The 26997-nt window shown below is 72.3% G+C and carries 24 protein-coding genes and 2 tRNA genes; 11 read left to right on the forward strand and 15 right to left on the reverse strand.

The annotated features are described in order from the left end of the window. The first annotated feature begins 297 nt into the window (after nucleotides 1-297). From FB554_RS08200 to fabF, 4 genes are all read left to right on the forward strand, one after another. On the forward strand, nucleotides 298-1227 hold the full coding sequence (locus tag FB554_RS08200) for an ACP S-malonyltransferase (protein WP_142005506.1): 930 nt from the start codon (nucleotides 298-300) through the stop codon (nucleotides 1225-1227). A gap of 14 nt (nucleotides 1228-1241) precedes the next feature. After that, a complete protein-coding gene (locus tag FB554_RS08205) occupies nucleotides 1242-2318 on the forward strand; it encodes a beta-ketoacyl-ACP synthase III (protein WP_142005507.1) in 1077 nt (358 codons plus the stop codon). Nucleotides 2319-2388: 70 nt separating this feature from the next. Next, on the forward strand, nucleotides 2389-2637 hold the full coding sequence (locus FB554_RS08210; RefSeq protein ID WP_142005508.1) for an acyl carrier protein: 249 nt from the start codon (nucleotides 2389-2391) through the stop codon (nucleotides 2635-2637). A 97-nt stretch (nucleotides 2638-2734) separates the two neighbouring features. Next, nucleotides 2735-3979: a beta-ketoacyl-ACP synthase II gene (fabF, locus tag FB554_RS08215; protein ID WP_142005509.1), complete on the forward strand. Its 1245-nt coding sequence runs from the start codon at nucleotides 2735-2737 to the stop codon at nucleotides 3977-3979. A gap of 201 nt (nucleotides 3980-4180) precedes the next feature. On the opposite strand, the gene FB554_RS08220 is transcribed toward fabF, so the two are convergent. The 3 genes from FB554_RS08220 to FB554_RS08230 all read right to left on the reverse strand — a co-directional run bounded on the left by FB554_RS08220 (nucleotide 4181) and on the right by FB554_RS08230 (nucleotide 7010). After that, nucleotides 4181-4696 carry a DUF3145 domain-containing protein gene (locus tag FB554_RS08220; protein WP_142005510.1) on the reverse strand — a complete coding sequence of 172 codons (516 nt, stop codon included), beginning with the start codon at nucleotides 4694-4696 and terminating at the stop codon, nucleotides 4181-4183. A gap of 199 nt (nucleotides 4697-4895) precedes the next feature. Then, the gene (locus FB554_RS08225; protein ID WP_142005511.1) at nucleotides 4896-6371 is read right to left on the reverse strand and encodes a protein kinase domain-containing protein; all 1476 of its coding nucleotides are present in this window, start codon (nucleotides 6369-6371) and stop codon (nucleotides 4896-4898) included. Between the two features lie 75 nt (nucleotides 6372-6446). Further along, on the reverse strand, nucleotides 6447-7010 hold the full coding sequence (locus tag FB554_RS08230) for a protein-L-isoaspartate O-methyltransferase family protein (protein ID WP_142005512.1): 564 nt from the start codon (nucleotides 7008-7010) through the stop codon (nucleotides 6447-6449). Nucleotides 7011-7067: 57 nt separating this feature from the next. Here FB554_RS08230 and FB554_RS08235 point away from each other — a divergent pair, with 57 nt between their 5' ends. Together FB554_RS08235 and FB554_RS08240 are read left to right on the forward strand one after the other, a co-directional pair. Then, entirely contained in the window at nucleotides 7068-8099 is a 1032-nt protein-coding gene (locus FB554_RS08235; protein WP_170206815.1) for a GNAT family N-acetyltransferase, read from the forward strand. 105 nt (nucleotides 8100-8204) lie between these two features. Beyond that, nucleotides 8205-8281: transfer RNA gene (locus FB554_RS08240), tRNA-Ile, on the forward strand. A gap of 116 nt (nucleotides 8282-8397) precedes the next feature. Here the strand turns inward: FB554_RS08240 and FB554_RS08245 are convergent. Next, nucleotides 8398-9006, reverse strand: coding sequence for a cation diffusion facilitator family transporter (locus tag FB554_RS08245; protein ID WP_338070559.1), 609 nt, complete (start codon nucleotides 9004-9006; stop codon nucleotides 8398-8400). 309 nt (nucleotides 9007-9315) lie between these two features. Between FB554_RS08245 and FB554_RS08250 the strand changes: the two genes are divergently transcribed. The 5 genes from FB554_RS08250 to FB554_RS08270 all read left to right on the forward strand — a co-directional run bounded on the left by FB554_RS08250 (nucleotide 9316) and on the right by FB554_RS08270 (nucleotide 13780). Then, on the forward strand, nucleotides 9316-10443 hold the full coding sequence (locus FB554_RS08250) for a glycosyltransferase (protein ID WP_142005515.1): 1128 nt from the start codon (nucleotides 9316-9318) through the stop codon (nucleotides 10441-10443). A gap of 26 nt (nucleotides 10444-10469) precedes the next feature. Beyond that, on the forward strand, nucleotides 10470-11267 hold the full coding sequence (locus FB554_RS08255; RefSeq protein ID WP_142005516.1) for an amino acid ABC transporter ATP-binding protein: 798 nt from the start codon (nucleotides 10470-10472) through the stop codon (nucleotides 11265-11267). A gap of 27 nt (nucleotides 11268-11294) precedes the next feature. Continuing rightward, a complete protein-coding gene (locus FB554_RS08260; RefSeq protein ID WP_142005517.1) occupies nucleotides 11295-12128 on the forward strand; it encodes a glutamate ABC transporter substrate-binding protein in 834 nt (277 codons plus the stop codon). Between the two features lie 81 nt (nucleotides 12129-12209). After that, on the forward strand, nucleotides 12210-12875 hold the full coding sequence (locus FB554_RS08265) for an amino acid ABC transporter permease (RefSeq protein ID WP_142005518.1): 666 nt from the start codon (nucleotides 12210-12212) through the stop codon (nucleotides 12873-12875). Continuing rightward, complete coding sequence (locus FB554_RS08270) at nucleotides 12872-13780, forward strand: amino acid ABC transporter permease (protein WP_142005519.1); 909 nt, start codon at nucleotides 12872-12874, stop codon at nucleotides 13778-13780. The genes FB554_RS08265 and FB554_RS08270 overlap by 4 nt, the downstream gene beginning before the upstream one ends. A 13-nt stretch (nucleotides 13781-13793) precedes the next feature. Here the strand turns inward: FB554_RS08270 and phaZ are convergent, their stop codons facing one another. The 11 genes from phaZ to betT form a co-directional block, all read right to left on the reverse strand. Beyond that, complete coding sequence (phaZ, locus tag FB554_RS08275; RefSeq protein ID WP_236022341.1) at nucleotides 13794-14606, reverse strand: poly(3-hydroxyalkanoate) depolymerase; 813 nt, start codon at nucleotides 14604-14606, stop codon at nucleotides 13794-13796. Continuing rightward, nucleotides 14603-15787, reverse strand: coding sequence for an acyl-CoA dehydrogenase family protein (locus FB554_RS08280; RefSeq protein ID WP_142005520.1), 1185 nt, complete (start codon nucleotides 15785-15787; stop codon nucleotides 14603-14605). Before FB554_RS08280 ends, phaZ begins: the two co-directional genes overlap by 4 nt. Nucleotides 15788-15797: 10 nt before the next feature. Further along, complete coding sequence (locus FB554_RS08285) at nucleotides 15798-17516, reverse strand: PHA/PHB synthase family protein (RefSeq protein WP_142005521.1); 1719 nt, start codon at nucleotides 17514-17516, stop codon at nucleotides 15798-15800. Further along, the gene (locus tag FB554_RS08290) at nucleotides 17513-19021 is read right to left on the reverse strand and encodes a long-chain-fatty-acid--CoA ligase (RefSeq protein WP_142005522.1); all 1509 of its coding nucleotides are present in this window, start codon (nucleotides 19019-19021) and stop codon (nucleotides 17513-17515) included. The genes FB554_RS08285 and FB554_RS08290 overlap by 4 nt, the downstream gene beginning before the upstream one ends. Nucleotides 19022-19199: 178 nt before the next feature. Then, nucleotides 19200-20096 (reverse strand): hypothetical protein, encoded by an 897-nt coding sequence (locus FB554_RS17090; protein WP_170206816.1) that lies wholly within the window; start codon nucleotides 20094-20096, stop codon nucleotides 19200-19202. Between the two features lie 209 nt (nucleotides 20097-20305). Then, nucleotides 20306-20378: transfer RNA gene (locus tag FB554_RS08300), tRNA-Asn, on the reverse strand. Between the two features lie 118 nt (nucleotides 20379-20496). Further along, a complete protein-coding gene (locus FB554_RS08305) occupies nucleotides 20497-21012 on the reverse strand; it encodes a hypothetical protein (RefSeq protein ID WP_142005524.1) in 516 nt (171 codons plus the stop codon). 3 nt (nucleotides 21013-21015) lie between these two features. Next, nucleotides 21016-21807, reverse strand: a complete 792-nt coding sequence (locus FB554_RS08310; protein WP_142005525.1) for a class I SAM-dependent methyltransferase — start codon at nucleotides 21805-21807, stop codon at nucleotides 21016-21018. Nucleotides 21808-21825: 18 nt separating this feature from the next. Next, on the reverse strand, nucleotides 21826-23409 hold the full coding sequence (locus FB554_RS08315) for a GMC family oxidoreductase (protein ID WP_142005526.1): 1584 nt from the start codon (nucleotides 23407-23409) through the stop codon (nucleotides 21826-21828). A 12-nt stretch (nucleotides 23410-23421) separates the two neighbouring features. Then, nucleotides 23422-24930: an aldehyde dehydrogenase family protein gene (locus tag FB554_RS08320; protein ID WP_142005527.1), complete on the reverse strand. Its 1509-nt coding sequence runs from the start codon at nucleotides 24928-24930 to the stop codon at nucleotides 23422-23424. Further along, entirely contained in the window at nucleotides 24927-26990 is a 2064-nt protein-coding gene (gene betT / locus FB554_RS08325; protein WP_142005528.1) for a choline BCCT transporter BetT, read from the reverse strand. The genes FB554_RS08320 and betT overlap by 4 nt, the downstream gene beginning before the upstream one ends. Nucleotides 26991-26997: the final 7 nt, after the last annotated feature.

Here is a 26997-nt window from a genome sequence, read left to right on the forward strand (position 1 = left end):
CCCGGTCCCTCACGCCCTCGCGGTCCTCCGCCGCCCCGTGCGCCCCACCGCACCCGCCAGCGGTCCTCCGCCACCCCGTGCGCACCGCCACCTCACGCCCTCGCGGTCCTCTGCTGAACCGTGCGCTCCACCGCGCCCCTCAGCGGTCCTCCGCCACACCGTGCACGCCGCGCGGTCGACCTACGCCGGCGTACGCTCTCGCCGGCTTCGCATTTTGGAGGAAACCTCCAAATCTGGCGGGCGAGCGTCGTGGGAGAAGACCGCGCGCGGCGGGGCCCGCTGGGGCAGGCTGGAGGTGTGCTCGCGATCGTCAGCCCTGGACAGGGCTCCCAGTCCCCCGGCTTCCTCGCCCCCTGGCTCGAGCTGCCCGGGGTGGCCGACCGCCTGGCCGCGCTGAGCGACGCGGCGGGACTGGACCTGCAGGCGCACGGCACCACCTCCGACGCCGAGACCATCAAGGACACCGCGGTCGCCCAGCCGCTCATCGTCGCGGCCGGCCTGCTGGCGCTCCCCGAGCTCGACGCGATCGGCTCGTCCGGGGCCCTCGCCGGGCACTCGGTCGGCGAGGTCACCGCCGCCGCCGCGGCGGGCGTGCTCGACGACGCGCAGGCGATGCGGTTCGTGAGCGTGCGCGGGCGCGCCATGGCCGAGGCCGCTGCGGCCACCCCCACGGGGATGGCGGCCGTCCTCGGCGGTGACCCCGACGACGTCGCGGCCACGCTCGAGCGGCACGGCCTCACCCCGGCCAACATGAACGGCGCCGGCCAGGTCGTCGCCGCCGGCACGCTCGACCAGCTGCAGGCCCTGCAGGGCGACCCTCCGGCGAAGGCTCGGGTCATCCCGCTGCAGGTGGCGGGCGCGTTCCACACCGAGCACATGGCGCCGGCCGTGCAGACCCTGCGCGCCGAGGCCGACGCCATCCAGCCCGGCAGCCCCACGGTGACCCTGATCAGCAACGCCGACGGCGCGGTCGTGGCCGACGGGGCCGAGGTGCTGCGCCGCCTGGTCTCCCAGGTCAGCAACCCGGTGCGCTGGGACCTGTGCATGGAGCAACTGCAGCAGCTCGGCGTCACGGGCCTCATCGAGCTGCCGCCGGCGGGCACCCTCGTCGGCCTGGCCAAGCGCGGCCTGCGCGGCGTCGAGACGCTCGCGCTCAAGACTCCCGACGACCTCGAGACCGCGCGGCGGATGGTCGCCGAGCACGGCTCGACCACCGAAGACCACTGAGGAGCGGACCCCGAATGAGCCTCTCTCCCAAGGGAACCGGCACGATCACCTCCCCCGCCGGCGCGCGTCACGCGCGCATCAGCGGCGTCGGCGGATACCGCCCCGAACGGGTGATCACCAACGAGGAGGTCTGCACCTGGATCGACTCCTCCGACCAGTGGATCCGCGAGCGCTCGGGCATCGTGACCCGCCGCTGGGCGCGCGAGGACGAGTCGGTCGTCGACATGGCCGAGGCGGCCGCCGGGCCGGCCCTGCAGATGGCCGGGATCTCCCCCGAGCAGATCGGCGCGGTCATCTGCGCGACGGTCACCCACCCGTTCGCCACGCCGGCCGCCGCCCCGCTGCTCGCGACGCGCCTGGGTGCCAACGGCGTACCCGCCTTCGACATCTCGGCCGCGTGCGCGGGCTACTGCTACGCGATCTCGCTCGCGAGCGACATGGTGCGCGGCGGGTCGGCCGAGCACGTCCTGGTCGTCGGCGTCGAGAAGCTGTCCAGCGTCACCGACACCTCCGACCGCGGCACCGCGTTCATCTTCGGCGACGGCGCCGGCGCCACCGTGGTGAGCCCCTCCGACGAGCCGGGCATCGGCCCGACCGTGTGGGGCTCCGACGGCGAGAAGTGGTCGACGATCCAGCAGCGGCTCGGCTGGGACGAGATCCTGCGCCGCTGGGAGGCCGAGGACGCCGGCCAGACCGTCGACTGGTCCGACGCCCAGGCCCACGACGCCCGCTCGGCGAGCACCCTGGCGATGGCCGGGCAGTCGGTCTTCCGCTGGGCCGTGTGGGGCATGGCGCCGGTCGCGCAGCAGGCCATCGACAAGGCCGGCATCACCGCCGCCGACCTCGACGCGTTCATCCCGCACCAGGCGAACATGCGTATCGTCGACGCGATGGTGAAGCAGCTCGGCCTCCCCGAGGACATCCCGGTCGCGCGCGACATCGCCGAGACCGGCAACACCTCGGCCGCGTCCGTGCCGCTCGCGACCGAGCGGATGCTGCGCGAGGGCGAGGCGCCGCGCGGCGGGCTCGCCCTGCAGATCGGCTTCGGTGCCGGGCTGGTCTACGCAGCCCAGGTCGTACGCCTGCCCTAGCTCTCCCGTCGGCCCGGCGGGTTGAAAACCGGGTCAGCCCAAGGAAGTTCGAATCCAGGAGGTAACCCCCATGGCCATGAGCGACCAGGAGATCCAGGCCGGTCTCGCCGAGATCATCAACGAGGAGACCGGGCTCGACGCCGAGGCCGTCCAGCCGGACAAGTCGTTCACCGAGGACCTCGACATCGACTCGCTGTCGATGATGACGATCGTCGTGAACGCCGAGGAGAAGTTCGACGTGCGCATCCCCGACGACGAGGTCAAGAACCTCAGCACCGTCGGTGACGCCGTCGCCTTCATCAAGAACGCCCAGGGCTGACCGACGTCGGGCGGGCACCCAGGAGCCTCGGGTGCCCGCCCGCGCACGGCCCTCCCCAGCACCGCCTGCCCGCACCACCTCACAGGAGCCCGCACCCATGACCGCTGAGAAGCGCATCGTCGTCACCGGCCTCGGCGCGACCACCCCGATCGGGGGCACCGCCACGGAGACCTGGGACGCGCTGCTCGCCGGCACCTCCGGCGCCCGCACGCTCGAACAGGACTGGGTGCAGCAGTACGACCTGCCCGTGCACTTCGCCGCGAGCATCAAGCAGGACCCGGCCGAGGTGCTCAAGCGCGTCGAGACCCGTCGGATGGACCCGTCGGCGCAGTACGCCATGATCGCCTCGCGCGAGGCGTGGGCCGACGCGGGCGCGCCCGAGGTCGAGCCGGAGCGCCTCGGCGTCGCCATCGGCACCGGCATCGGCGGGGTGCACACCCTGCTCGACCAGTACGACGTGCTCAAGGAGAAGGGCCCGCGCCGGGTCTATCCGCTGACCGTGCCGATGCTGATGCCCAACACCGCCTCCGGCAACGTCTCGCTGGAGCTCGGCGCCCGTGCGGGTGCGCACACCACCGTGTCGGCGTGCTCGTCCGGCGCCGAGGCCATGGGCTACGCCGCCGAGATGATCCGCCAGGGCCGCGCCGACGTCATGGTCACCGGCGGCACCGAGGCCGCGATCCACCCGCTGACCGTCGCGGGCTTCGCCGCGATGCAGGCGCTGTCGACCCGCAACGACGACCCGGCCGGGGCCTCGCGCCCCTACGCCGCCGACCGTGACGGGTTCGTCATGGGCGAGGGCGCGGGCGTGATCGTGCTGGAGAGCTACGAGCACGCCACGGCCCGCGGCGCCACGATCTATGCCGAGCTGGCGAGCATCGGGATGTCCTCGGACGCGTACCACATCACCGCGGGAGAGCCCGAGGGCGCGGGTGCCTCGCGCGCCATGCTCGAGGCGATCGAGCGCGCCGGTCTCCAGCCCGCCGACATCGCGCACATCAACGCCCACGCGACCTCCACCCCGGTCGGCGACATCGCCGAGACCAACGCGATCCGGCGCGCGTTCGGCGGCACCGCCGACGACATCGCGGTGACCGCCACCAAGTCGATGACCGGCCACCTGCTCGGTGCGGCCGGCGCGCTCGAGACGGTGCTGACGATCCAGACGGTGCAGCAGCGGCTCATCCCGGCGACGATCAACCTCGAGCAGCAGGACCCCGAGATCCCGCTCGACGTCGTCACCGGCGAGCACCGCCCGCTCCCCGACGGCGACGTGGCGGCGCTGAACAACTCCTTCGGCTTCGGCGGCCACAACGTCGCCCTGGTGATCAAGAGCGTCTGACCTTCTCGGTCCAGGCTCCTCCTCCAGTCGCCCGGCATCGTCGCCGAGACGCGGGGCTGCTCTTCCGCATTTCGTTCACCGGGGAACGATCTGTACGCCCGCGCCCCGGAATCCCGCGGGTCACCTCCGCATTTCGTTCACTCGGGAACGAAGTGCGGAGTCCTGGGGCGCCTGGCCCGAGCCCGCGGCCCGGACGGGCGGTCAGCTCACGCGGTGCAGCCAGCGCACGGTGGCGCCGTCGCCGGCGCACCGGAACGGCTCGAGCTCCTGGTCCCACGCGGTACCGAGCAGGTCGGCCATCTCGACGCGGAACGCCTCGGGGTCTCCCGCGCTCGCGGCCAGCGCCGACCGCAGGCGGTCCTCGTTGACGACGGCGTCGCCGCTCGCCGAGGTCCACGTGTGGTGGATGCCGAGGTCAGGGGTGTGCGCCCACCGGCTGCCGTCACAGCCCGGGCTCGGTTCCTCGGTCACCTCGTAGCGCAGGTGCTCCCAGCCGCGCAGCGCACTCGCCAGCCGCGCGCCGGTGCCCGGCTCGGCGGTCCACGCCAGCTCCCCGCGCACCATCCCCGGTGCGATGGGTTGCTTGGTCCACTCCAGACGTACGGGCGTCTCGAGGATCGACTCCAGCGCCCACGTCAGGTGTGGGCACAGCGCGGTGGGGGTGGAGTGGATGTAGACCACCCCGCGCGTGACGGCACGCGGCATCGCGACAGACATCCTGACCTCCTTGGCTGCGAGGGACGTCTTCCCCAACGACCTCGCGTGGAGCCGGGATGCTGCTCGTGGCTGCTCATGCCTGTTGTGCCGCCCATTGTGCCCCATCCGTCACAGGCGTACCACCCCACGGTGTGCCCAGAGCCGCCCGCCGGGGAAGCGGCGCGCGAGCGTACGCCCGCGGCAGCTGCCGCCGCAGCGCCTAGCGACGCTTGATCGCGGCCGCGATCACCAGGCCGAGCGTGAGCGTGCCGAACAGCGGCACGAGGTAGAGGCCGATCGACCCGACGGCCGGGTTGGACACCTCGGAGTCGCCGGTGACCGTGCCGACCCCGGCGAGGTAGATCAGCGCCGACCACAGGCAGCCGGGGATGGCCACCAGTGGCCATGCCACGTGCGGGCGGCGCAGCGCGGCAGGCAGCCCCATCGCCGCCACGATCAGCATCGGGACGGCGAGGAGCCAGCCCACGAAGTCGCCCGAGGCGTCGGCACCCTCGGTCAGCTCGTCGACCGAGGACAGCTGGAACAGGTTCCAGCTGTCGCCCTGGTAACTCGCGAACGGCAACAAGCACGCGAGCGCGGTGAGCACCGCCGCGACCACCCAGCCCTGGGCGATGTTCCGCGCGGTCGAGCCCTGCGGGGGCCTCGGCTGCGGGAATCCCGGGTAGCCGTGGAAGCCGGAGGGGGCGTACGGATTCGGTTGCGGCGCAGGCGAGCTCGGCCCGGGCATGCTCCACGGCTGCGGCTGCGGCCGGGGCGTCGGTGCCGGCGTCGTCGGAGCCGGAGCGGCCGGGTGGGGCGTCTGGTGCGCCGAGGGGCCAGGCGGCGGGGTGCCGGCGCCCCGGGGTCCCGAGGTCGCGGGCTGTCCGTCGGCAGCGGCGCGCAGCTCGCGGGCGAAGGCGACCGTGCCGCGGGGGCGGCGGTCGGGGTCCTTGGCCAGGCCGTGCAGCACCGCGGCCGCGACGCGGGGCGGGACCGAGGGCGGCAGCGGCGGTGGGGGTTCGTTGACGTGCAGGAGCGCGAGCGACACGGCGGAGTCGGCGTGGAACGGGCGGCGCCCGGCGAGCAGCTCGTAGGCCACCACCGCCAGCGAGTAGACGTCGCTCTGCGGGTCGGCCTCCAGCCCCACGGCCGCCTCCGGCGACAGGTAGTGCACGGTGCCGAGCACCTCGCCGGTGCGGGTCACCTTGGCCTCGCCGAGCGCCCGCGCGATGCCGAAGTCAGTGAGCTTCACGACGCCCTTGCGGGTCAGCAGCATGTTGGCGGGCTTCACGTCGCGGTGGACCATGCCCTCGTCGTGGGCGGCCTCGAGCCCGGCCGCCGCCTGCTCCACGAGGTCGGCGACCTGCCGCGGCGGCAGCGCTCCCCGGGAGGTGAGGTCGGCGACCGAGCTGCCCTGCACCAGCTCCATGACGATGTACGCCGTCTCGTCGCTCTCCCCGAAGTCGTAGACCTGCGCGATGTTCCCGTGGGTCAGCCGCGCTGCGAGCCGGGCCTCGTTGCGGAACCGCGCGATGAAGCTCGCGTCGTCGGCCAGCGAGGGGCGGATGACCTTGACCGCGACGGCCCGGCCGAGCACGCCGTCCTGGGCGCGCCACACCTCCCCCATGCCGCCACCGGCGATGCGCTCGGTCAGCTCGTAGCGTCCGCCGAGCACGGTCCCCACCGATGTGGCCATGAAGCCCCCACTCCCTCGTCCGTCGAGCCAGGCTCACCGTAGTGGTTCGGCCGAGCCCGCGCCCTGGCGTCGGTGCTAGCGCAGCGGCACGAACAGATAGGGGCCGTGCCCCTCGGCGCCCGCGTCGGTGACCCGCAGCAGCTCACCACCGACCGGGATCACCAGCACCCCGTCGGAAGCGAGCTGGGCCACCAGGCTCGCGGGCAGCTCGCCCGCCATCGCGCTGACCAGGATCCGGTCCCACGGCCCTTCGGCCGGGGCGCCCAGCACGCCGGGCTCGGCCTGGCGGATGCTCGCCTGCGGCTGCTCCGTGGCCGCCAGGTTGCGCGACCCGAACTCGACCAGGTCCGGCTCCAGCTCCAGCCCCAGCACCTGACCCTCGTCACCGACCAGACTCGCGAGAAGCGCTGTGGTCCAACCGGATCCGCTGCCGACGTCGAGGACTTGCTGCCCCGGACGTACGTCCAGCAGGCGGAGCAGGTTGCGCACCGTCGTCGGCTGGGAGCAGGTCTGCCCGCGCATCAGCGGCAGGGCGCGGTCGAGGTCGGCGTTGGCCTGCTGGTCCGGCGTGAGGAACCGGGCTCGCGGGCTGCGCTGCATGGCCGCCTCGATGGCGGCGTCGGGTGTGCGCTGTGCCATCCCCTCAGTATGCGAGGCCGCCCCTCCCGCGTCGGTGCACCGTGCCACGATCGCCGGGTGACTGCCGTACGCACGACGCACCTGCTCCTGCGCCCGCTCTCCGACGCCGACGTATCCGACCCGCGAATCCTGTTGTGGCACACCGCCCCTGAGGGTTACGCACTCATGGCGGAGGAGCCGAGCAGTGACGCCGAGGCGGCAGACCGGTTGAGCGCGTGGCGGCAGCAGTGGGCCGAGGAGGGCCTGGGCTACTGGATCGCCGAGCGCGACGGGCATCCGGTCGGGATCGGCGGGGTGCGGCCCATGGAGCACCAGGGGACGCGATATCTCAACCTGTACTACCGTCTCGCACCCGAGGGGCGCGGCCGAGGCCTGGCGGCCGAGATCGCCCAGGCCGCAGTCGCATTCGCGCTCGAGCACTATCCGCAGCTGCCGGTGGTCGCGAGGATCGCGGCCGGCAACGAGCCGTCGCTGCGCACCGTCCGCCGCTCGGGCATGCTCGACCTCGGTCTGATCCGGATGCCGCACGACCCGCCCGGGATGCCCGACAACCTGCTCTTCCAGAGCCCCGCGGTGCGCCTCGGCCTCGACGACACCTACGAGGAGGTGCTCGACCTGTGGCAGCGGGTCAACGCCGCGGGTGGCGCCGTGGGGTTCGAGGGCGACGCCCCGCGCGCCGACGTCGCCCGCGCGCTCGACCGGCACCTGGGCGCCGAGGGCTGCACGCTCCTGCGGCTGCACGCCCCGACCCTCGACACGTTCGACGACCCGGCCCGCGTCGGACCGCTGCTGGGGTTCGGCTTCGTCCAGCAGGGCATCTCCCCCGTCGTCGCGCACCGCGGCACCCTCTATCGCGTGATGACCGACCCCGACCGGCGCGGACAGCGCCTCGGCACGCTGCTCGTCGCGGCGCTGCACGGCACCGCCCGCCGGCAGGGCGTCGAGATCTGCGAGATCTCCTATCGCGGCGGCACCGGGCTCGACCGGTTCTACGCACCGCTCGGCTACGCCGAGACCGGTCGCGTCGCCGGCGGGCTGCGGTTCAGCTGGGGCGACGTCGACGACGTGACGATGGCGCGGCGGCTGTGATCCGAGGTCGTCGACGCCGTGCAGCGGCTCGGGCAGGGCGGGTAGCCGGTCTGCGACGACCACTCGATGTCCGAGCGGCGCACGCCGACTATCGTGCTCGCGCACGGGGCGGTAGCTCAGCCGGTCAGAGCAGCGGACTCATAATCCGTCGGTCCTGGGTTCAAGCCCCAGTCGCCCCACCAGCCCCGGCACGGCCTGGCGCCCGCACGTGACTGTGCAGGACACGCGGTACGTCCTCGCGCGCCAACCGCGTGTCCTGCACAGTCACGGCGCGCTGGCTGCTGGCACCGGCTGGTGCTCACCCGACCTCCTCGCCGGCCAGCGCCTTGGCGGCCAGCCGCTCCTCGCCCGCGACCTCCCACACCTCACCGGCGGCGTGCACGGCGAGCGCGATGATCACCAACCCGAGCACGAGGTCGGGCCAGCCGGATCCGGTCCAGGCGGTCACCGCCGCCATCGCGATGATCGCGAGGTTGACCAGCACGTCGTTGCGCGCGGACAGGAACGCCGCGCGCCCGAGGCTCGACCCCGCCGTACGCACTCGCACCAGCAACCAGGCGCACAGCCCGTTGACGATCGCGGCCCCGGCCGCGGTCACCCACAGCGCGGTCGTCGCCGGCGCCACGGGGTCGCCCCACTTCGACCACGCCTGCCAGCCGGCGGCCGCGGCCGGCACCAGCAGGATGCCGGCCATCACGCGGCCGACCAGCGCCTGCCGGGCGACCGACCAGCCGAGCGCGATCGCGATCAGCAGGTTGATGGCGGTGTCCTCGAGGAAGTCGGCGCTGTCGGCGAACAGCGAGACCGACCCGATGGCCAGCGCCACGCTCGCCTCGACGAAGAAGTAGCCGAGGTTCAGCGCGGCGACGAGCAGGACGGTCCGCCGCAGCACCACCGATGAGGTCACGGCGACATTCTTTCGGATCGGGGACGCATTCATACGCTCTGGGGAAAGCGGTCAGACGCTCGTTCACCGGCATGTACGGTGTTCTCGTGTCTTGCGGCGGGGCGCCGCGGGGCACGACCCGGCTCTGAGGGGGGCCGGACCGACAGCGCCTCCGCCGGCGACCCTGGCCTCACCACCTGTGGTCGCGGCGGAGGCGCTGTTCTGGCTCTCCCGCCCTCCCTGCCGACCCTCCCCCGCTCCCCTGTTGTTCGCCGCGCCCGACGGGTGTCGTTGGCGCGTCGTTCACCTGCCCCTGGGACATTCGCGCTCGTGCGCATCGTTCGGCTGGCCAACTTCGTCGGGCCGCGCACCGGCGGCATCCGCACCGCGCTGGAGCGCTGGGGACTGGCGTACGCCCGGCTCGGCCACGACCCCGTGCTCATCCATCCCGGTGACGAGTTCGCGCACCGACGGGCGGAGTTCGGCGACGTCATCACCCTCGGCGGCACCGACCTGCCCGGCCGCACCGGATACCAGCTCGTGCTCAACCGGCGCCGCGTGACCAGCCTGCTCGAGCGGCTGCACCCCGACGCCGTCGAGGTGTCCGACCGCTCCAGCCTGCGCTGGGTCGCGAGCTGGGCGCGGCGGGCCGGCGTCCCGAGCGTGATGGTGTCGCACGAGTGCCTGACCGGGGTGCTGCAGGAGTTCGGCGCGCCGCCCGCCGTCGCCACCCGCGTCGCCGACCGACTCAACACCGGCACCGCGCGGTCGTACGACGCCATCGCCTGCCCGAGCAGCTATGCGGCACAAGAGTTCTCGCGCATCGGCGCCGAGGCCCACGTGGTGCCGCTCGGCGTCGACCACGACGTCTTCACCCCTGCGCCCACCGCCGGCAGCCCGGCCCCCGCCGCGGCGCTGCGACTGCTGCACTGCGGCCGCCTCTCCCCCGAGAAGGACCCGACCCTGCCCATCCGCACCCTCGCCGAGCTGCACCGGCGCGGGGTGCCGGCCCGGCTGGACGTGCTCGGCCACGGACCGATGGCGAGCCACCTGCGCGAGCTGGCCCGGCCGTACGACGTCGCGTTCCTGCCCTACACCCGCTCGCGGGCGCAGGTGGCCGGCCGGCTACGCGCCGCCGACGTGGTCATCGCGCCCGGGCCGATCGAGACGTTCGGGCTCGCCGCGCTGGAGGCGCTGGCCTGCGGCACCCCCGTGGTGTGCCCGACCACCGGCGCCCTGCCGGAGGTGGTCGGCGCGGGCGGGCTCGCAGCGCCCTCGCACGCGGCGGACTTCGCCGACGCGGTGCTGCGCCTCGCGGCCGATCCGCTGGCGCCGGCCCGCGCACGACGCCGCGCCCGCGAGCTGACCTGGGACACCTCGGCGCGCGGCATGCTCCAGGTGCACCACGCGGCGGCGGCATCGATTGGGTCACGTACCCGCGATTCCGCGGGTGGCTGATCCGCCGGATCGCTACTGTCCCCCGCATGACAGAGCCGTCCGATGCTGCCTCCGCGCCGCGCGAGCAGTCGATCAACGTCGCCCGCGGTGAGCCCCTGGTCGTCCTGCAGGACGTGCAGAAGCACTTCGGGCCGCTGCACGTGCTCAAGGACATCGACCTGACCGTGCACCACGGTGAGGTCGTGGTCGTGATCGGCCCGTCCGGCTCCGGCAAGTCGACCCTGTGCCGCGCGATCAACCGGCTCGAGACCATCGAGTCCGGCAGCATCACCATCGACGGCAAGCCGCTGCCCGAGGAGGGCCAGGAGCTGGCCCGGCTGCGGGCCGACGTCGGCATGGTCTTCCAGTCGTTCAACCTGTTCGCGCACAAGACGATCCTCGAGAACGTCACCCTCGGCCCGATCAAGGTGCGCAAGCAGGGCAAGGCCGCCGCAGAGAAGCGGGCGATGGAGCTGCTCGAGCGCGTCGGCGTCGCCCACCAGGCGAGCAAGTACCCCGCCCAGCTGTCCGGCGGCCAGCAGCAGCGCGTCGCGATCGCCCGCTCGCTCGCGATGGAGCCCAAGGTGATGCTCTTCGACGAGCCGACCTCGGCGCTCGACCCCGAGATGATCAACGAGGTCCTCGACGTGATGACGGCCCTCGCCAAGGAGGGCATGACGATGATCGTCGTCACCCACGAGATGGGCTTCGCGCGCCGCGCGGCCGACCGCGTGGTGTTCATGTCCGACGGTCAGATCCTCGAGGAGAACGTCCCCGAGGAGTTCTTCACCAACCCGCAGACCGATCGCGCCAAGGATTTCCTCGGCAAGATCCTCACCCACTGAGCAGGACACACCACAGAGGAGATCCACATGCAGCACACCCGACGCATGGCTGGGGTGGCGGTCGCCGCGGCGGCCGCCCTGACGCTCGCCGCGTGCGGCGACAGCGAGACCCCGGCGGCCGGCAGCGGATCCGGTAGCGGCGACGGCGTCACCGTCGGCATCAAGTTCGACCAGCCCGGTCTCGGCCTCAAGAGCGGCAACAGCTACAGCGGCCTCGACGTCGACGTGGCCAACTACGTCGCGAAGGACCTCGGGCTCGGCACGGTGACCTTCCGCGAGGCCCCGTCCAAGCAGCGCGAGCAGCTGATCAAGTCCGGCCAGGTCAACATGGTCATCGCGACCTACTCGATCACCGACGCCCGCAAGAACGAGGTCTCCTTCGCCGGGCCGTACTTCATCGCCCAGCAGGCGCTGCTGGTGCGCAAGGGCTCGGGCATCACCGGCACCGAGGGCCTCTCGGGCAAGAAGCTGTGCTCGGTCTCCGGCTCCACGTCGGCGACCAAGATCAAGGAGAAGGTGCCCGGGGTGAACCTCCAGGAGTTCGACACCTACTCCAAGTGCGCCGAGGCGCTCGGCGCCGGTCGCATCGACGCGATGACCACCGACGACACGATCCTGTCCGGCTACGCCAACCAGAACCAGTACAAGGGCAAGTTCGAGGTCGTCCAGGGCGTCGGCGGCGACGAGATCTACGGCATCGGCATCAAGAAGGGCGACACCGGTCTGTGCAACCGGATCAACGGGGCCCTGAAGAAGATGGTCGACTCCGGCGAGTGGAAGAAGGCCGTCACCAAGAACCTCGGTGACGACTACAAGCTCGACTCCGCGAAGAACCCGCCCCAGGCAGCAGCCTGCTCCTGATCTGAGCACCGCAGCCCCGGTGGCTCGCCGCGCGCGAGCCGCCGGGGCCGCGCTCCGCCTCCCCACCCCGCAAGGACTCGCATGGCCTCGCTGTTCGACCAGTTCGACGTGCTCGGCGCGATGTGGATGACGATCAAGCTCACCGCGATCTCCGCGGTGCTGGCCCTGGTCCTCGGCACGATCGTCGCGATCATGCGCCTGTCGCCCGTCCCGGCGCTGCGCCTGCTCGGCACGTCGTACGTCAACCTCCTGCGCAACACGCCGCTCACCCTGATCGTGTTCTTCTGCCTGCTCGGCATGTGGCAGACGATGGGCATCGAGCTGTCGCCCGAGCTGAGCGTCAACGCGTTCCGCTACGCCATCATCGGGCTGACCGTCTATCACGCGGCGTTCGTGTGCGAGGCGCTGCGCTCCGGCGTCAACACCATCCCGCTGGGCCAGGCCGAGGCGGCCCGCTCGATCGGTCTCACCTTCGGGCAGAGCCTGCGCGAGGTCGTGCTCCCGCAGGCGTTCCGCGGCGCGATCACCCCGCTCGGCAACACCCTGATCGCGCTCGCCAAGAACACCACCGTGGTGGTCACCATCGGCGTCGCCGAGCTGGCCTACTTCATGGCCGACGTCAACGAGCAGGCCTCTGACCAGCTGACCAACGCGTTCATCATCGCGGCGGCCTTCTTCGTCCTGTTCACCATCCCGATGGGCCTCGGCACCGGCTGGCTCTCCAAGCGACTGGCGGTCAAGCGATGAGTCAGAACGCCTCCGTCCTCTTCGACGCGGCCGGCCCCAAGGCCCGCACGCGCTACCGCCTGTTCGGCGTGCTCGGCGCGCTGCTGATCGCCGCGATCCTGGCCGCGGTCGTCTGGAAGTTCAACGAGCAGGGGCAGTTCGAGGCCGCGAAGTGGAAGCCGATCGTCGGCGGCGAGCTGTGGACGGCGTACCTGCTTCCGGGGTTGTGGGGCACGCTCAGGGCGGCCGCCATCAGCATCGTGCTGGCCGGCGCCTTCGGCGGCATCTTCGCGCTGCTGCGCATGTCCTCGATCGGCCCGGTCCGCTGGGTCGCGGGTGCGATCGTGGAGTTCTTCCGCGCCGTCCCCGTGCTGCTGATGATGATCTTCAGCTGGGGCATGTACGTGAAGTACAACCTCGTGCCGAGCGAGTACTTCGCGCTGGCCGGCGTCGTCACCGCCCTGACGCTCTACAACGGGTCGGTGATCTGCGAGGTCATCCGCTCCGGGGTCGACCAGCTGCCCAAGGGACAGCGCGAGGCGGGCCTGTCGGTCGGCCTGACCCAGCAGCAGACGCTGCGCACGATCCTGCTCCCCCAGGCCATCACCGCCATGCTGCCCAGCCTGGTCAGCCAGCTCGTGGTGATCCTCAAGGACACCGCGCTGGGTTACAACATCACCTACCTGGAGCTGCTCTACTCGGGCAACACCGCCGCCAGCAACTACGGCAACCTCGTGCCGCTGCTGCTGGTGATCGCCGCGATCTTCATCGTCATCAACTACTCGCTGACCAAGCTGGCCGAGTGGATCGAGCGACGGCTCGCCCAGCGCGGACGCTCGGTGGCCGACCCCGACGCGATGGCCGGCGGCGGCATCGCCGGCAGCACCGCCGGGCCCAGCCTGCAGCACAACCGCGACCTGGCCTGAGGCCGAACGGCGTTCAGCGACAGAGGAACTCGGCCACCACCGGCGCCAGCTCGTCGGCGCTGGTGACCAGGCCCAGGTGCCCGTCGTCGAAGACGTGCAGCGTCGAGTCGGGCAGCAGCCGGTGCATGATCCGGGCGTTGGCGAGCGGGATCAGCGGGTCGTCGTCACCGGCGAGGATCAACGTCGGCTGGCGGATCAGCGGCAGCGCCGGGAGGCTGCTCCAGCCGGCCCCCGCCAACAGCTGGAAGGCATAGCCGCGCCCGGACCCCACGCGCGACCCGTCGTGCAGCAGGTGCGGCACGGCTCCTGGGCGGCGTCGCATCGACCCGCCGTAGAGCTCGGCCCCCACCTGCGCGGCGTAGGCGGGGTCGCGGTAGCGCCGCGGCGTCAGCATCTTGCCCAGCACCGCGGGCCGCGCCGGCACCATGAGCGACCCGGTCGCGGTGCTGACCAGCACCAGGCGCCGCACCCGGCGCCGGTGCTGGAAGGCCAGCTGCTGCGCGAGCCCGCCGCCCCAGGAGATGCCGAGCACGTCGAACCGCTCGTGCCCGAGCCGCTCCATCAACCGGGTGACGAACCAGGCCAGCCCGGCGAAGGTGTACGGCACCGGCGGGTCGGGAGTGCCGCCCACCCCGGGCACGTCGAACCGGACCACCGTGATGGCCGGGTCGAGCGCGTCGACGAACGGCTGCAGCAGCTCGAGGCTGGCCCCGATCCCGTTGCACAGCAACAGGATCGGGCCCCCCGGGCTGCCGTCTCGCACGGCCACCCGCACCGACTGCCCGAGCACCTCGACCGTGCGCAGCTCGTCGCTCAGGTCGCTCACGCGAACGCCCCGATGCCGGTGATGTCTCGGCCCACGATGAGCGTCTGGATCGTCTCGGTGCCCTCGTAGGTGTGCAGCGCCTCGATGTCGGCCATGTGCCGCATGACGTGGAAGTCGAGCAGGATCCCGTTGCCGCCCAACAGGTCTCGCGCCTCGGCCAGCACCTCGCGCGCACGCCTGGTGTTGTTCATCTTGGCGATCGCGGCGATGGTGTCGGTGAGCCGCTCCTGCTCGATCAGCCGCGCCAGCCGCAGGCAGTACAGCTGCATCGAGCACACCTCGGCGAGCATCCGCACCAGGCGCTCCTGCACGATCTGGAAGCTCGCGAGCGGCCGACCGAACTGGGTGCGCTCCCCGGCGTAGGTGATGGCGATGTCGTACGCCGCCGTCGCGTGCCCCAGCGCTCCCCACGCGACCGCGTTGCGCGTGCCGGCGAGCACCCGTGCGGTGTCCTTGAACGAGCCTGCCCCGGGCAGCCGGTTCGCCTCCGGCACGCGCACGCCGTCGAGCGTGATCTCGGCCTGCCAGACCGCCCGCAGCGAGCCCTTGCCGGTCATCTTCTCCGCGGTCCAGCCGGGGGTCGGCGGCTCCACGAGGAAGCCCTTGACCTGACCGTCGCCGGTGTCGCGCGCCCAGACCACCACCACGTCGGCGATGCTGCCGTTGCCGATCCACTTCTTGCGCCCGTCGAGCACCCACTCCTCGCCCTCGCGCCGCGCCGTGGTCTCCAGCGACACCGAGTCGGAGCCGTGCTCGGGCTCGGTGAGCGCGAACGCGCCCAGCGCCTCGACCCGCGCCATCCGAGGCAGCCACTGCTCCTTCTGCTCCTGCGACCCGAGCATCGCGATCGACTGCATCGCGAGCCCGGCCTGCACCCCGAGGAACGTGCCGAGGCTGCCGTCTCCCCGGTTCAGCTCCATGTGCACCAGGCCGACCGCCATCGGACTCATCGGCGGGCAGCCGTAGCCCACGATCCCGTCGCCGACCAGGCCGAGCTCGCCCATCCGCTCGGCCAGCGCGCGGGGGAACTCCGCCTCCTCCCACGCCTCGTTGATGACCGGCAGCACCTCGTCGTCGACGAAGTGGCGTGCGCGGTTCCAGTAGTCGCGCTCCTCGGCGGTGAGCTCCTCGCCGATGCCGAAGTAGTCGGTCCCTCGCGACCGGCCGATGTCGTCTGGCATGTCACTCACCTCACTTGTCGAAGACGTACGTGCCGGGCGCCTCGCCGAGCGGCGGGTGGAGGGCGGAGCCGGGCTCGGCCGGCGCCGCGACCTTCTTGCCGTTGTGCGCCGCGAGCCAGGTGTCGGCGTCGCGCCACCAGCTCCCCTGCTCCTTGGTGGCCGCGCGCAGCCAGTCCTGGGCGTCGGGCGCGTTGTCGCCGCCGGCGAAGAAGCTCGCCTTCGGGTTGTCCGGCGGGTTCACCAGGGCCGCGATGTGGCCGCTCGTCGACAGCACGAACCGGGTGTCGCCGCCGAGCAGCTGGGTCGTGCGGTAGCAGTTCTCCCACGGAGTGATGTGGTCGGCGATGCCGGCGACGACGTACGCATCGACGGTCACCTGCCCGAGGTCGATGGGCTGGCCGAGCACCATGAGCGACCCCGGCCGGGTGAGCAGGTTGTCCATCGCCATGTCGACGAAGTCCGCGTGCAGCGCGGCGGACATGCGGGTGGTGTCGGCGTTCCAGAACAGGATGTCGAAGGCCGGCGGCGTCTTGCCGAGGAGGTAGTTGTTGACCCAGTAGTTCCAGATGAGGTCGCCCGGCCGCAGCCAGGCGAAAACCTCCGCGAGCGCCGTGCCCTCCAGGTATCCCTTGCGCGCCGACATCTGCTTGGCGCGTTCGGCGAGCGCCGGGTTGGTGAGCGCCGAGACGGTCCCCGCGTCGGCGTTGTCGAGCACGGTGACCGCGAGCAGCAGCCCGGCGAGGCGGTCGGGCTGTCCGGTGCCCGCCAGGTAGGCCGCGGTGATCGAGGCGAGGATGCCGCCGGAGCAGATGCCCCCGAGCATCACCTGGTCGCTGCCGGCGATCTCCTCGACCGCCTCCAGCGCCTCGAGAATGGATCGCACGTAGGTGTCGAACCCCCACGCGGCGTGCCGGGCGTCGGGGTTGCGCCAGGAGATGAGGAACATCTGCTGCCCCTGCTGCACCAGGTGCTCCACCAAGGAACGGCCGGGCGCGAGGTCGAGCGCGTAGTACTTGTTGATCGTCGGTGGCACGACCAGCACCGGGGTCTCGCGGACCTTCGCGGTCTGCGGGGTGTAGTGGATCAGCTCCAGCACCTCGGTGCGCAGCACCACCGTGCCCGGGGTCGCCGCGATGTTGCGGCCCACCTCGAAGCCGGACCGGTCGACCATCTCGGGGATGCGCGGCGCGGAGGCCACGTCGGTGAGCAGCCGGCGGCTGCCGCGCACCAGGCTCATCCCGGCGGTGTCGATCGCGGTCTTCGCGGACGTCGGGTTGACCAGGGGCACGTTGCTCGGCGACGCGGCCTCGACCACGTTGTCGACGAGGAACTGCACGCGGGCGGCGTCGCGCGTGCCCAGGTCGGCGGCGGCCACCAGCTCCTCCAGCGTGCGCCCGGAGGCGAGATACAGCTGCACCACCCGGCGCAGCAGCGGGTTCTCGCTCCAGGCCGGGTCGGTGAACCGGCGGTCGCGCTGGTCCGGAGCCACCTCGGACGACCCGGTCGCGATGCGCCCGGCCTCGGCGGCCCACCCGAGCAGCCGCGAGCTCGTACGTCGGGGGTGCCTGACCATCGACGCCGCCCAGGCGGCGGTCGAGGAGTCCGGCGTGAAGCGGCGCATCGGACCGAGCGCGGCGTCGACCAGGAGCGAGTCGAGCGGGGCCGCGGCGTCGGCGACCGATGCGTCGGCCGTGTCGTCGTCGCGGGCCGTGGTGGTGTCGGGGCTCATCGCAGATCCTCCGTCAGCTCGGCGGGGACCTCGATGTCCCGCTTCTGGATCTTGCCCGTCGGGCCCTTCGGCAGGTCGTCCTCGACCCAGACCAGGCGGGGGTACTTGTAGGCGGCGACGCGCTGCTTGACGAAGTCGCGCAGCTCGTCGGCGGTGGTGCTCGCGCCAGTCTTCAGCACGACGGCCGCCCCGACCTCCTCCCCGAGGCTGGGATGCGGCACGCCCACGACGGCGGCCGCGGCCACGTCGGGGTGCTCGTACAGCACCTCCTCGATCTCTCGGGGATAGACGTTGTAGCCGCCCCGGATCACCAGGTCCTTCTTGCGGTCGACGATGTAGAAGTAGCCGTCCTCGTCACGCTTGCCGAGGTCGCCGGTGCGGAACCACCCGTCGTCGGAGAGCACCTCGGCGGTCTGCTCGGGGCGGTTCCAGTAGCCCTTCATGACGTTGGCGCCGCGCACCGCGATCTCCCCCACCTCCCCCGTCGCGACCTCCTGGCCCTGCGGGTCGAGCACCCGCATCTCGACGCCGCTCACCGGCACGCCGATGGAGCCGACGCGACGCTCCCGGTCGGGCAGGTTGAACGAGGCCACGGGCGAGGTCTCGGACAGGCCGTAGCCCTCGAGCACCGGGGCGTCGAACCGCTCCTCGAAGCGGCGCAGCACCTCCACGGGCATCGACGCGCCGCCGGAGACGCACACCCGCAGGTCCGGCAGTGCCGGCGCGTCGTCCAGACCCAGCAGCGCGGCATACATCGTCGGTACGCCCGCGAAGACCGTGGCGCGGTGGGTCGCCAGCAGCTCGGCGGCGACGCCCGCGTCGAAACGGGGCAGCAGGAGCAGCGTCGCCCCGGCGGCCATCGCGGTGTTGAGGGCGCAGGTCTGACCGAAGACGTGGAACATCGGCAGCCCCCCGAACACCACGTCGTCCGCGGTGAGCTGCAGCAGGTCGTCCTGGGTGACGCGCACGTTGCTGGCCAGGTTGGCGTGGGTCAGCTCGGCGCCCTTCGGCTGCCCGGTGGTGCCGGAGGTGTAGAGCAGCACCGCGGTGTCGTCGTCCTCGCGGTCGGCCACCTCCGGGCGCGGCTCCTGGTCGCGCAGCGAGGACACGAAGCCCGCGGGCTCCCCGACGATCACCACCTCGGCGCCGGACTGCTCGGCCCCCGCCTGCGCCTCCGGCCCGAAGGCCTCGGCCGCGAACAGCATCCGGGCGCCGGAGTCACCGAGGTAGTAGGCGACCTCGCGCGACTTCAGCAGCGGGTTCATCGGCACGACGACGCCGCCCGCGCGCAGCACGCCGTAGTAGGCGATCACGAACTGGGGCGTGTTGGGCAGCATCACGCCGACCGCGTCGCCCGAGGCGATCCCCCGGTCGGTGAGCAGCGTGGCGACGCGGGCGCTGGCCTCGTCGATCTCGCCGTAGGTGAAGACCGTGTCGTCCAGCAGCAGCGCCCGGCGGTCGGGGTCGGAGGCGACGGTGTCGGTGAACAGGCGGGCGAGGTTCATCGGGTGCTCCCAGGTCGGTGCCGGTGGTGTCCTCCACTCTCCGCCTGTGCGAGCCCCCGCGCCTGGGGTTCGCGTCACGAAAGTCCCCCGCCGGCGGCATCGGCACGCCGCTGAGAGTGCACGACACGCCCACCCGCAGCGACGAGAAGGGGCCACTCGTGCACTCTCAGCGGGGCGATCAGTCGAGCAGGAGGCGAGTGAGCCGCCGGCGCAGGTCGTCGGCGCCCGGGCCGAGGTCGTACGACGTCATCACCACGAGCGTGCATCCCACGTCGGTGATCATCGCCTGCCGTCGGTAGTCCTCGCGCCACTGTCGCCCGTGATGCTCCCCGTGGTACTCACCGGCCACCCCGCGCGAGCGCCACAGGAAGTCCAGGCAGGCGATCCAGCCGATAGGTCCGAACAGGTCGGCGTTGAGCTCCGGCTCCGGCAGCCCCCAGTCGTGGAACCGCAACCTGGCCAGACTCTCCCGCGGCGACGCGCTCCCGGGACGCACCAGCTCGACCGCCTCGTGCATCCTCGCCGCACCGCGCCTCGCCGCGAGCCGGTCCCACGCGGTGCGCAGGTCGTGCGCCGTGTAGCTCCCGGCATCGCCGTCGGGCGCGCGGTTGAGCACGGCGTCACCCGCCGCGACCAGGTCGTCACGCGTGAGCAGCGCCGCCAGGTCGCACCAGGTGTCGAGCAGCGTGGTCACCGCCAGACCTCGCAGGGCGTCCGGCTCTCGATCGGCGCGATGACCCGTGACGGCGGCGCCGCGGGGTTGGGGCGCCCCGCTCGGGACGGTCACGTGGATCGGTGCGTCGTCGCGCGCGAGGCGCTGCGGCAGCGGCAGGCGCCACAGTCGGGCGGCAGTCGTGTGGCTGAACACGGCGTCGGCCCGCAGTCCGCGGCTCAGCGCAAGCAGCCGCTCCTCCCACGATTCGTGCCCGGGCAGCAGCCGGACGCCTCGGAACGGGATGACCAGCGCCGGGCGGCGCAGCTGCTTGCGCGTGACTCCGACCGCCCCGGGCCTCGGCCGTGCTGAACGCAGGACCCAGCTCGTCGGTGAGCTCGAGGCGGCGCGGCATGCCAGCACCCTGCCAAATCCGCGACGGCCGACCGGCGCGCTGTCCACAGGCCCCGCTGAGAGTGCGCGACACGCCCATCCGCAGCGACGAGAAGGGGCCACTCGTGCACTCTCAGCGCGGGCCGAGCGCCCCGCGCCGGCGCCGAGCACCAGACGCGCGCCCGCGGCAGGAGAAAGGCCCCTGACCGAGGCGTGGTGCCTGGTCAGGGGCCTTGTTGCTCCCCCGGTTGGACTCGAACCAACAACCCTCCGGTTAACAGCCGAATGCTCTGCCAGTTGAGCTACAGGGGATCGGCGCCAGCTCCCTGGCGCGACCGAAACCATAGCAAACGGGTCGCCTCGCACTCCAATCGGCCGGAGTCGTCATTCGACTCGCCTTTCGGCTCACCGGTCGCCCCCGCCGCCCCGCTCACAACCCCGCCTGCTCCTGCAGGAACTCGCGCAGCTGGGCCACCCGCGCCCGCACCTCCGGGTCGTCGGCGGGGGTGCCCCGGCCGAGCACCTCCTGGACGAAGACCTCCTGCGCGGCCAGGTCCTTGCGCAGCACCACCCGGCCGGCGCGGCGCGGGCCGGGCAGCGCCAGCGGCTCGACGGCGACGACCGTGGCCTGCACCCGCTCGCGGAACGTCTCGGGCATCCGGTTCTCGCCCTCCTTGAACGTCCACTGCGCCGCGCGCGCACCGTCGACCCACGAGGCGGTCAGGGTCCAGGTGTCGGCGTCCCAGTGGCCGGCGTCGACCAGGTGCCACGGCCGGTCGGTCGTCACCGTGCCGTCCCCGCGGACGGCGACGATCCGGAAGGTGGTGGCGACGACGTACGCCTCGGTCGTGTCGTCGCGCGCCCAGGCGATGGCCTGCTCGCGGCGGCCGAGCCCGAGCGCGTCGCGCACGTCCTTGGGCAGGGTGTCCTTGCGGCGTCCGAGCACCGCTCAGCCCTCGACCTGGCCGCGGAAGCAGTCGGTGACGTGCGGCAGGGTCAGCAGCCCGCCGTCGGCCCGGCGCTCGCCCAGCACCCGCACGTCGGCGAGGATCTGCTCGCGCTCGGGGTGGATCGCGATGTGCGACCACGACGCCACCTGGGTCACCAGGTCGTCGGGGCTCAGCACCATGTCGTACGTCGTCTGCCGGTGCTCGAACCCGCCGAACCCGGGCACGCCGGTCAGGATCAGGCTGCCGCTGCTCTCCCCTGTCGACGCGGCCTCGGGTCGCCGGCACGCGGCGTACAGCTCCCGCGTCCAGTCCTGGCTCGTGTCGAGCTGGTGCCAGGCGAGCCCGAACCAGCCGCCCGGCCGCAGCACCCGCGCGACCTGCAGGCCGCCGCGCTCGGCGTCGACCCAGTGCCAGGCCTGCAGGCACACGGCGCCGTCGACCGAGTCGTCGTCGAGCGGCAGGTTCTCGGCGTCGCCCAGCACCGGACGTACGTCACGCTCGCCCAGTCCGTCGCGCAGCACCGCGAGCATCCCCTCGGACGGCTCGACCGCGGTGACCCGGTGGCCGAGGTCGGCGAGCGTGCGGGTGCCCTTGCCGGTGCCCGCCCCGAGGTCGAGCACGTCGAGCGCGCGGGTCGGGTCGCCGAGCAGCCAGGTCAGCGTCGCGGCCGGCCACTCCGGGCGCACCCGGTCGTAGTCGGCGGCCCCGGCGCCGAACGACGTGCGCCGCGCCTCGTGGGTCTCCTGCGAGATCAGCGGCCCGGTGACCGGTTCCTCGGCGGTGCTGCTCATGCGCCCGACCCTATGCGCTCACTCCCGCCCGGTCGCCGCGGCTTCGCGCACCAGGTCGGCGCACTTCTCGCCGACCATCATCACCGTGATGTTGGGGTTGACCGTCGTGTGCTCGGGGAAGACCGACGCGTCGGCGACGCGCAGCCCCTCGACCCCCTTGACCCGCAGCTGCGGGTCGAGCGGCGACGCCGCGTCGCCGGCCGGGCCCATCCGCACGGTCCCGGCCGGGTGGTAAACGGTGTTGTGCGTCCGGCGTACGTAGTCGGCCAGCTGCTCGTCGGTCGTCGCCTCGACACCGGGGTAGAGCTCGCGGCCGGTCCACTCCGCGAGGGCCGGCTGACCGGCGATCTCGCGCGCCCGGCGCAGCCCCGCCACCATGACGCGCATGTCGTGGCCGTCCGCGTCGGTGAAGTAGCGCGGGTCGACCTTGGGCTTGTCGCGGAAGTCCCGCGAGCGCAGCCGCACCGTGCCGCGCGAGCGCGCGTGCGTGACGTTGGGCGTCAGGCAGAAGGCGTTCTCGCTGGTGGGGTATCCCTGCCGCACCGTGTGCATGTCGAACGGCACGGAGCCGTAGTGCATCATCAGGTCCGGCCGGTCCAGCCCGTCCTCGGTCATGTCGAAGACGCCGATCTCCCACCACTGGGTGGAGGTCTCGGTCATCGGCTGCTTGGCCTCCCACTGGATCACGCCCTCGGGGTGGTCCTGCAGGTTCTCCCCCACGCCCGCGCTGTCGACGCGCACGTCGACGCCCACCTCGCGCAGGTGCTCGGCCGGCCCGATGCCGGACAGCATCAGCAGCTTGGGGCTGTCGATCGCACCGCAGGACACGATGACCTCACGGGTCGCGCTGATCGTGCGCGCGTGGCCGAAAGCGTTGTCCACCACCGAGACTCCGGTGCAGCGCGGGGTCTGGCCGCTGTCGTCGAAGACCAGCTCGCGCGCCCACGCGCCGGTGACCAGCGTGAGGTTGGGACGGTCGAGGATCGGGTGCAGATAGCTCACCGATGACGACGAGCGGGTGCCGTCGGCGCGGCGGTTGATCTGGAAGAAGCCGGCGCCGCGGCGCACCGTCTCGCCGGTGTTGAACCGCACGGTCGGGATGCCGGCCTGCTCGGCGGCCTCGAGCAGCGCGACGCCGCACGGGTCGTTCGGCGGGATGGTCATCAGGTGCACCGGGCCGTCGTGGCCGTGGTGCTCGCCGTCGTCGCCGTTGCTCTCGAGGCGCTGCACCAGCGGCAGCGTCTGCTCCGCGCCCCAGCCGGTGCAGCCGTGGTCGCGCTCCCAGGAGTCGAGGTCCTCGCGCGGCGGCCAGAAGGCGATGCACGAGTTGTGCGACGAGCAGCCGCCGAGCACCTTGGCCCGGGCGTGGCGCATGAAGCTGTTGCCGTTCTCCTGCGGCTCGATCGGGTAGTCCCAGTCGAACCCCGACTCCAGCAGCTCCATCCAGCGGTCGAGCCGCAGCACGACCTCCTGGTCGACGTCGGACGGTCCGGCCTCGAGCAGCGCGACACGCACCTGCGGGTCCTCGGACAGTCGCGCGGCGACGACGGCACCGGCCGAGCCACCGCCGACGATCACATAGTCAAAAGTGTTGTCGGACAACGGATCTCCTCCTCAGCGCTGCGCGAACCAGCCGGTCACGCCGGGTCGCAGGTTGGTGTAGACGTGCTTGGCCTCCTGATACTCCGCGAGGCCGGTGGGACCGAGCTCCCGGCCGAAGCCGGAGCGGCCGTAGCCACCCCACTCCGCCTGCGGGAGGTAGGGGCCGAAGTCGTTGACCCACACGGTGCCGTGCCGCAGCCGCGCGGCCACCCGCTGGGCCCGGCCGCCGTCCGCGCTCCAGACGGCGCCGGCGAGGCCGTACGTCGTGTCGTTGGCGATCTCGACGGCCTCGTCCTCGGTGGTGAAGGTCTCGACGGTCACCGTGGGCCCGAACGCCTCGTCGTGCGCGCAGTCCATGTCGCGGGTCACCCCGTCGAGGACGGTCGGGAGGTAGAAGAAGCCGTCGTCGAGGTCGCCGCCGCCGAGGTCGCCCGTCGCGAACGCGCCGCCGGTGCGCAGCGTGGCGCCCTGCTCGACCGCGTGCTTGACGTAGGCGTCGACCTTGTCGCGGTGCTCGGCAGAGATGAGCGGCCCGGTCTCGGTCGCGGAGTCGAACGGCAGCCCGGGCACGATCGCCTCGGCCCGGCGCACCAGCTCGTCGACGAACCGCTCCTTGACCGACTCCTCCACCACGAGGCGCGCGCCGGCCGAGCAGACCTGGCCGGAGTGCAGGAACGCGGCGTTGAGCGCGTTGTCGACCGCTGCCGCGAGCCCCTCGTCGGTGTCGCAGGCGTCCGCGAAGATGACGTTGGGGTTCTTGCCGCCCAGCTCCAGGGCGACCTTCTTGACCGTCCCCATCGCCGTGGCCCCGATGCGCCGGCCGGTCTCGAGCCCGCCGGTGAACGACACCAGGTCGACGTCGGGGTGCTCGGCCAGCGGGGCGCCGGCGCGGGCCCCGGCGCCCAGCACGAGGTTGGCGACGCCGTCGGGCAGCCCGACCTCCTGCAGCACCTGCATCAGCAGGATCGCGGTGTGCGGGGTCAGCTCGGCCGGCTTCAGCACGAACGTGTTGCCCGCGGCCAGCGCCGGCGCGACCTTCCACGCCGCCTGCAGCAGCGGGTAGTTCCACGGCGTGATGAGCCCGCACACGCCGACCGGTTCGTAGACGATCCGCGAGGACACGTCGGGGCTGCCGGCGTCGACCACGCGCCCGGCGTCCTGACCGGCGAGGCGGCCGAAGTAGTCGAAACAGGCGGCGATGTCGTCCATGTCGATCTCGGACTCGTAGGGCCGCTTGCCGGTGTCGAGGGTCTCGGCCCGGACGAACTCGTCCTTGCGCGCGCGCAGGCGGTCGGCGACGGCGAGCAGCAGCGCGCCCCGCTCGCTCGCGGGCGTGCTGGACCACTCCCCGGCGTCGAAGGCGCGACGCGCAGCGGCGATCGCGCGCTCGGTGTCCTCGGACGTCGCCTCCGACACCACCCCGACCACGGATCCGTCTGCGGGGCAACGGATCTCGCGGGTCGCACCGTCCGACGACGGCACCCATGCACCGTCGACGAACAGCGTCTCGACGCTGGTCATGACTCCTCCTCCAGGTTGGGTTCACCGGCCGGGTGGGCCGCGTGGACGAACGACAGGTGGTGCTCGTAGTGATCGAGCACGTCACCGATGAGCTGCTCGGCGGTGTAGCCGTTGACGTGGTAGCCCTGGCTGCCCTCGGCGAGGTAGACCTCGCTGCGGTAGTGGTGCTCCCCGCTCTCCCCGGCCCGCGACGCGGCGAACGAGGGCGTGCGGGCCGGCACCGCGCAGATGCGGTAGACGAAGTCGGGCACACCGAGCAGGCTCACCCGTAGCCGCGGCGAACCGGGCTGCCCCGCCTCGCCGGGCAGCAGGTCGACCTCGGCGTCGGTGCCGGCGGAGCGCAGCTCGGCGGCGACCGACTCCAGGGCCGGCCGGGCCCGGGTGGTCAGGAACCGTTCGGTCGCCTCCAGCCCGGGGAAGGTCGCGGTGCGTGCGAGGCGCTGCTTCCAGCTGACCGGGCGGGTCTCGCCGCGGCCCGACGCGAGGACCGTGTGCAGCGACGCCCGGGTCGTCGCGAGCTTCATCGACTCCTCGCGCAGCGAGCGGTAGAGCCCGACCATGAGCAGGGCCAGCACGAACGAGAACGGCAGACCCATGATGATCGTGGCGTTCTGCAGGGTGACGATCGAGCCGCCCTCGCCGCCGGCGAACAGCATGCCGAGCGTCAGCACGCCGATGGCGACCGACCAGAAGATGCGCACCGGGCGGCCGCAGTCCTGCATCGGGTGCGACAGGCGCGAGGTGAAGTTGCCCATCACCAGGGCACCGGAGTCGGCGCTGGTGACGTAGTAGAGCAGCCCGGTCAGGGTCGCGACGCCGACGACGAACGTCGCCCACGGGTAGGTCTGCAGCAGCGAGTAGAACCCGGCCTCGGGGGTGTCGTACGTCCGCTGGGCGAAGCCCTCGTCGCGGCGGGCCGCCGCGAGCGCGCTGTTCCCGAAGATCGACACCCACAGCAGGATGAACACGAACGGGATGGTCAGCACGCCGAGCACGAACTCGCGCACCGTGCGGCCGCGCGAGATGCGCGCGAGGAACAGGCCGACGAACGGCGCCCAGGCGATCCACCAGGCCCAGAAGAACAGGGTCCAGGCGTTGAGCCACTCCGCCGGGGCGCTCCAGGCCATGGTGTCCATCGTCTTGCCGAGGAAGCCGGAGAGGTAGTCGCCGGTGTTCATCACCAGGCCGTTGAGCAGGAAGCCGGAGCTGCCACCCACGAGCACCCACAGCAGGAGCAGCAGGGAGAGCACGACGTTCAGCTCGGACAGCCGGCGGATGCCGCGGTCGACGCCGGTGACCGCGGAAATGGTGCCGAGCACGACCGACAGCAGGATCAGACCGATCTGGGCGGCCTTGCCCTGCGGGATCCCGAACAGCACGTCGAGGCCGTAGTTGAGCTGCACGATGCCGATGCCGAGCGAGGTCGCGATGCCGAAGATCGTGCCGAGCACCGCTGCCACGTCGACCACGTCGCCGAGCCGCCCCTCGGCCCGCCTGCCGAGCACCGGCACCAGCGCCGAGCGGATGGCCAGCGGCAGCCGCCGACGGAAGGCGAAGTAGCCGAGCGAGAGCCCCATGAGGGCGTACATCGACCAGCCGGTGATGCCGTAGTGGAACAGGGTCCACTCCACGGCCTCGCGCGCCGCGCCGTCGGTGCGGCCGCCGCCCTCCGGGGGCGAGAGGTACTGCGCCACGGGCTCGGCGACGGAGAAGAACATCAGGTCGATGCCGATGCCCGCGGCGAACAGCATCGAGGTCCAGGTGAACAGGCTGTACTCCGGCCGTGACTCCTCGGGCCCGAGCCGGTAGGCGCCGAACTTCGACAGCGCGACGTAGAGCACGAACCCGACGATCACCGTCGCGAGCAGGAAGTACCACCAGCCGAACCACGAGGAGATCCAGGTGACCGCGCCGCCGATCAGGTCCTCGGCCGTGCCGGGCGCGGCGAGGGTGAAGATCGCGAAGACGGCGACCAGCGACGCTGACGTCCCGAAGACGACCTTGCGGACCCGAGGCGGGTCGAGAGCAGACTCTGGGGTGGTCTCTGCAGGAACTGGCACGTAGATG

This window comes from Barrientosiimonas humi (assembly GCF_006716095.1).
In the GTDB taxonomy this organism is placed as follows: domain Bacteria; phylum Actinomycetota; class Actinomycetes; order Actinomycetales; family Dermatophilaceae; genus Barrientosiimonas; species Barrientosiimonas humi.

What these genes read in the sequence shown, in the direction of transcription:
- FB554_RS08205 (WP_142005507.1), top strand. Translation starts at nt 1,242, where the DNA reads ATGAGCCTCTCTCCCAAGGGAACCGGCACGATCACCTCCCCCGCCGGC.
- FB554_RS08210 (WP_142005508.1), top strand. Translation starts at nt 2,389, where the DNA reads ATGGCCATGAGCGACCAGGAGATCCAGGCCGGTCTCGCCGAGATCATC.
- fabF (WP_142005509.1), top strand. Translation starts at nt 2,735, where the DNA reads ATGACCGCTGAGAAGCGCATCGTCGTCACCGGCCTCGGCGCGACCACC.
- FB554_RS08220 (WP_142005510.1), bottom strand. Translation starts at nt 4,696, where the DNA reads ATGTCTGTCGCGATGCCGCGTGCCGTCACGCGCGGGGTGGTCTACATC.
- FB554_RS08225 (WP_142005511.1), bottom strand. Translation starts at nt 6,371, where the DNA reads ATGGCCACATCGGTGGGGACCGTGCTCGGCGGACGCTACGAGCTGACC.
- FB554_RS08230 (WP_142005512.1), bottom strand. Translation starts at nt 7,010, where the DNA reads ATGGCACAGCGCACACCCGACGCCGCCATCGAGGCGGCCATGCAGCGC.
- FB554_RS08255 (WP_142005516.1), top strand. Translation starts at nt 10,470, where the DNA reads ATGACAGAGCCGTCCGATGCTGCCTCCGCGCCGCGCGAGCAGTCGATC.
- FB554_RS08260 (WP_142005517.1), top strand. Translation starts at nt 11,295, where the DNA reads ATGCAGCACACCCGACGCATGGCTGGGGTGGCGGTCGCCGCGGCGGCC.
- FB554_RS08265 (WP_142005518.1), top strand. Translation starts at nt 12,210, where the DNA reads ATGGCCTCGCTGTTCGACCAGTTCGACGTGCTCGGCGCGATGTGGATG.
- FB554_RS08270 (WP_142005519.1), top strand. Translation starts at nt 12,872, where the DNA reads ATGAGTCAGAACGCCTCCGTCCTCTTCGACGCGGCCGGCCCCAAGGCC.
- FB554_RS08280 (WP_142005520.1), bottom strand. Translation starts at nt 15,787, where the DNA reads ATGCCAGACGACATCGGCCGGTCGCGAGGGACCGACTACTTCGGCATC.
- FB554_RS08285 (WP_142005521.1), bottom strand. Translation starts at nt 17,516, where the DNA reads ATGAGCCCCGACACCACCACGGCCCGCGACGACGACACGGCCGACGCA.
- FB554_RS08290 (WP_142005522.1), bottom strand. Translation starts at nt 19,021, where the DNA reads ATGAACCTCGCCCGCCTGTTCACCGACACCGTCGCCTCCGACCCCGAC.
- FB554_RS08310 (WP_142005525.1), bottom strand. Translation starts at nt 21,807, where the DNA reads ATGAGCAGCACCGCCGAGGAACCGGTCACCGGGCCGCTGATCTCGCAG.
- FB554_RS08320 (WP_142005527.1), bottom strand. Translation starts at nt 24,930, where the DNA reads ATGACCAGCGTCGAGACGCTGTTCGTCGACGGTGCATGGGTGCCGTCG.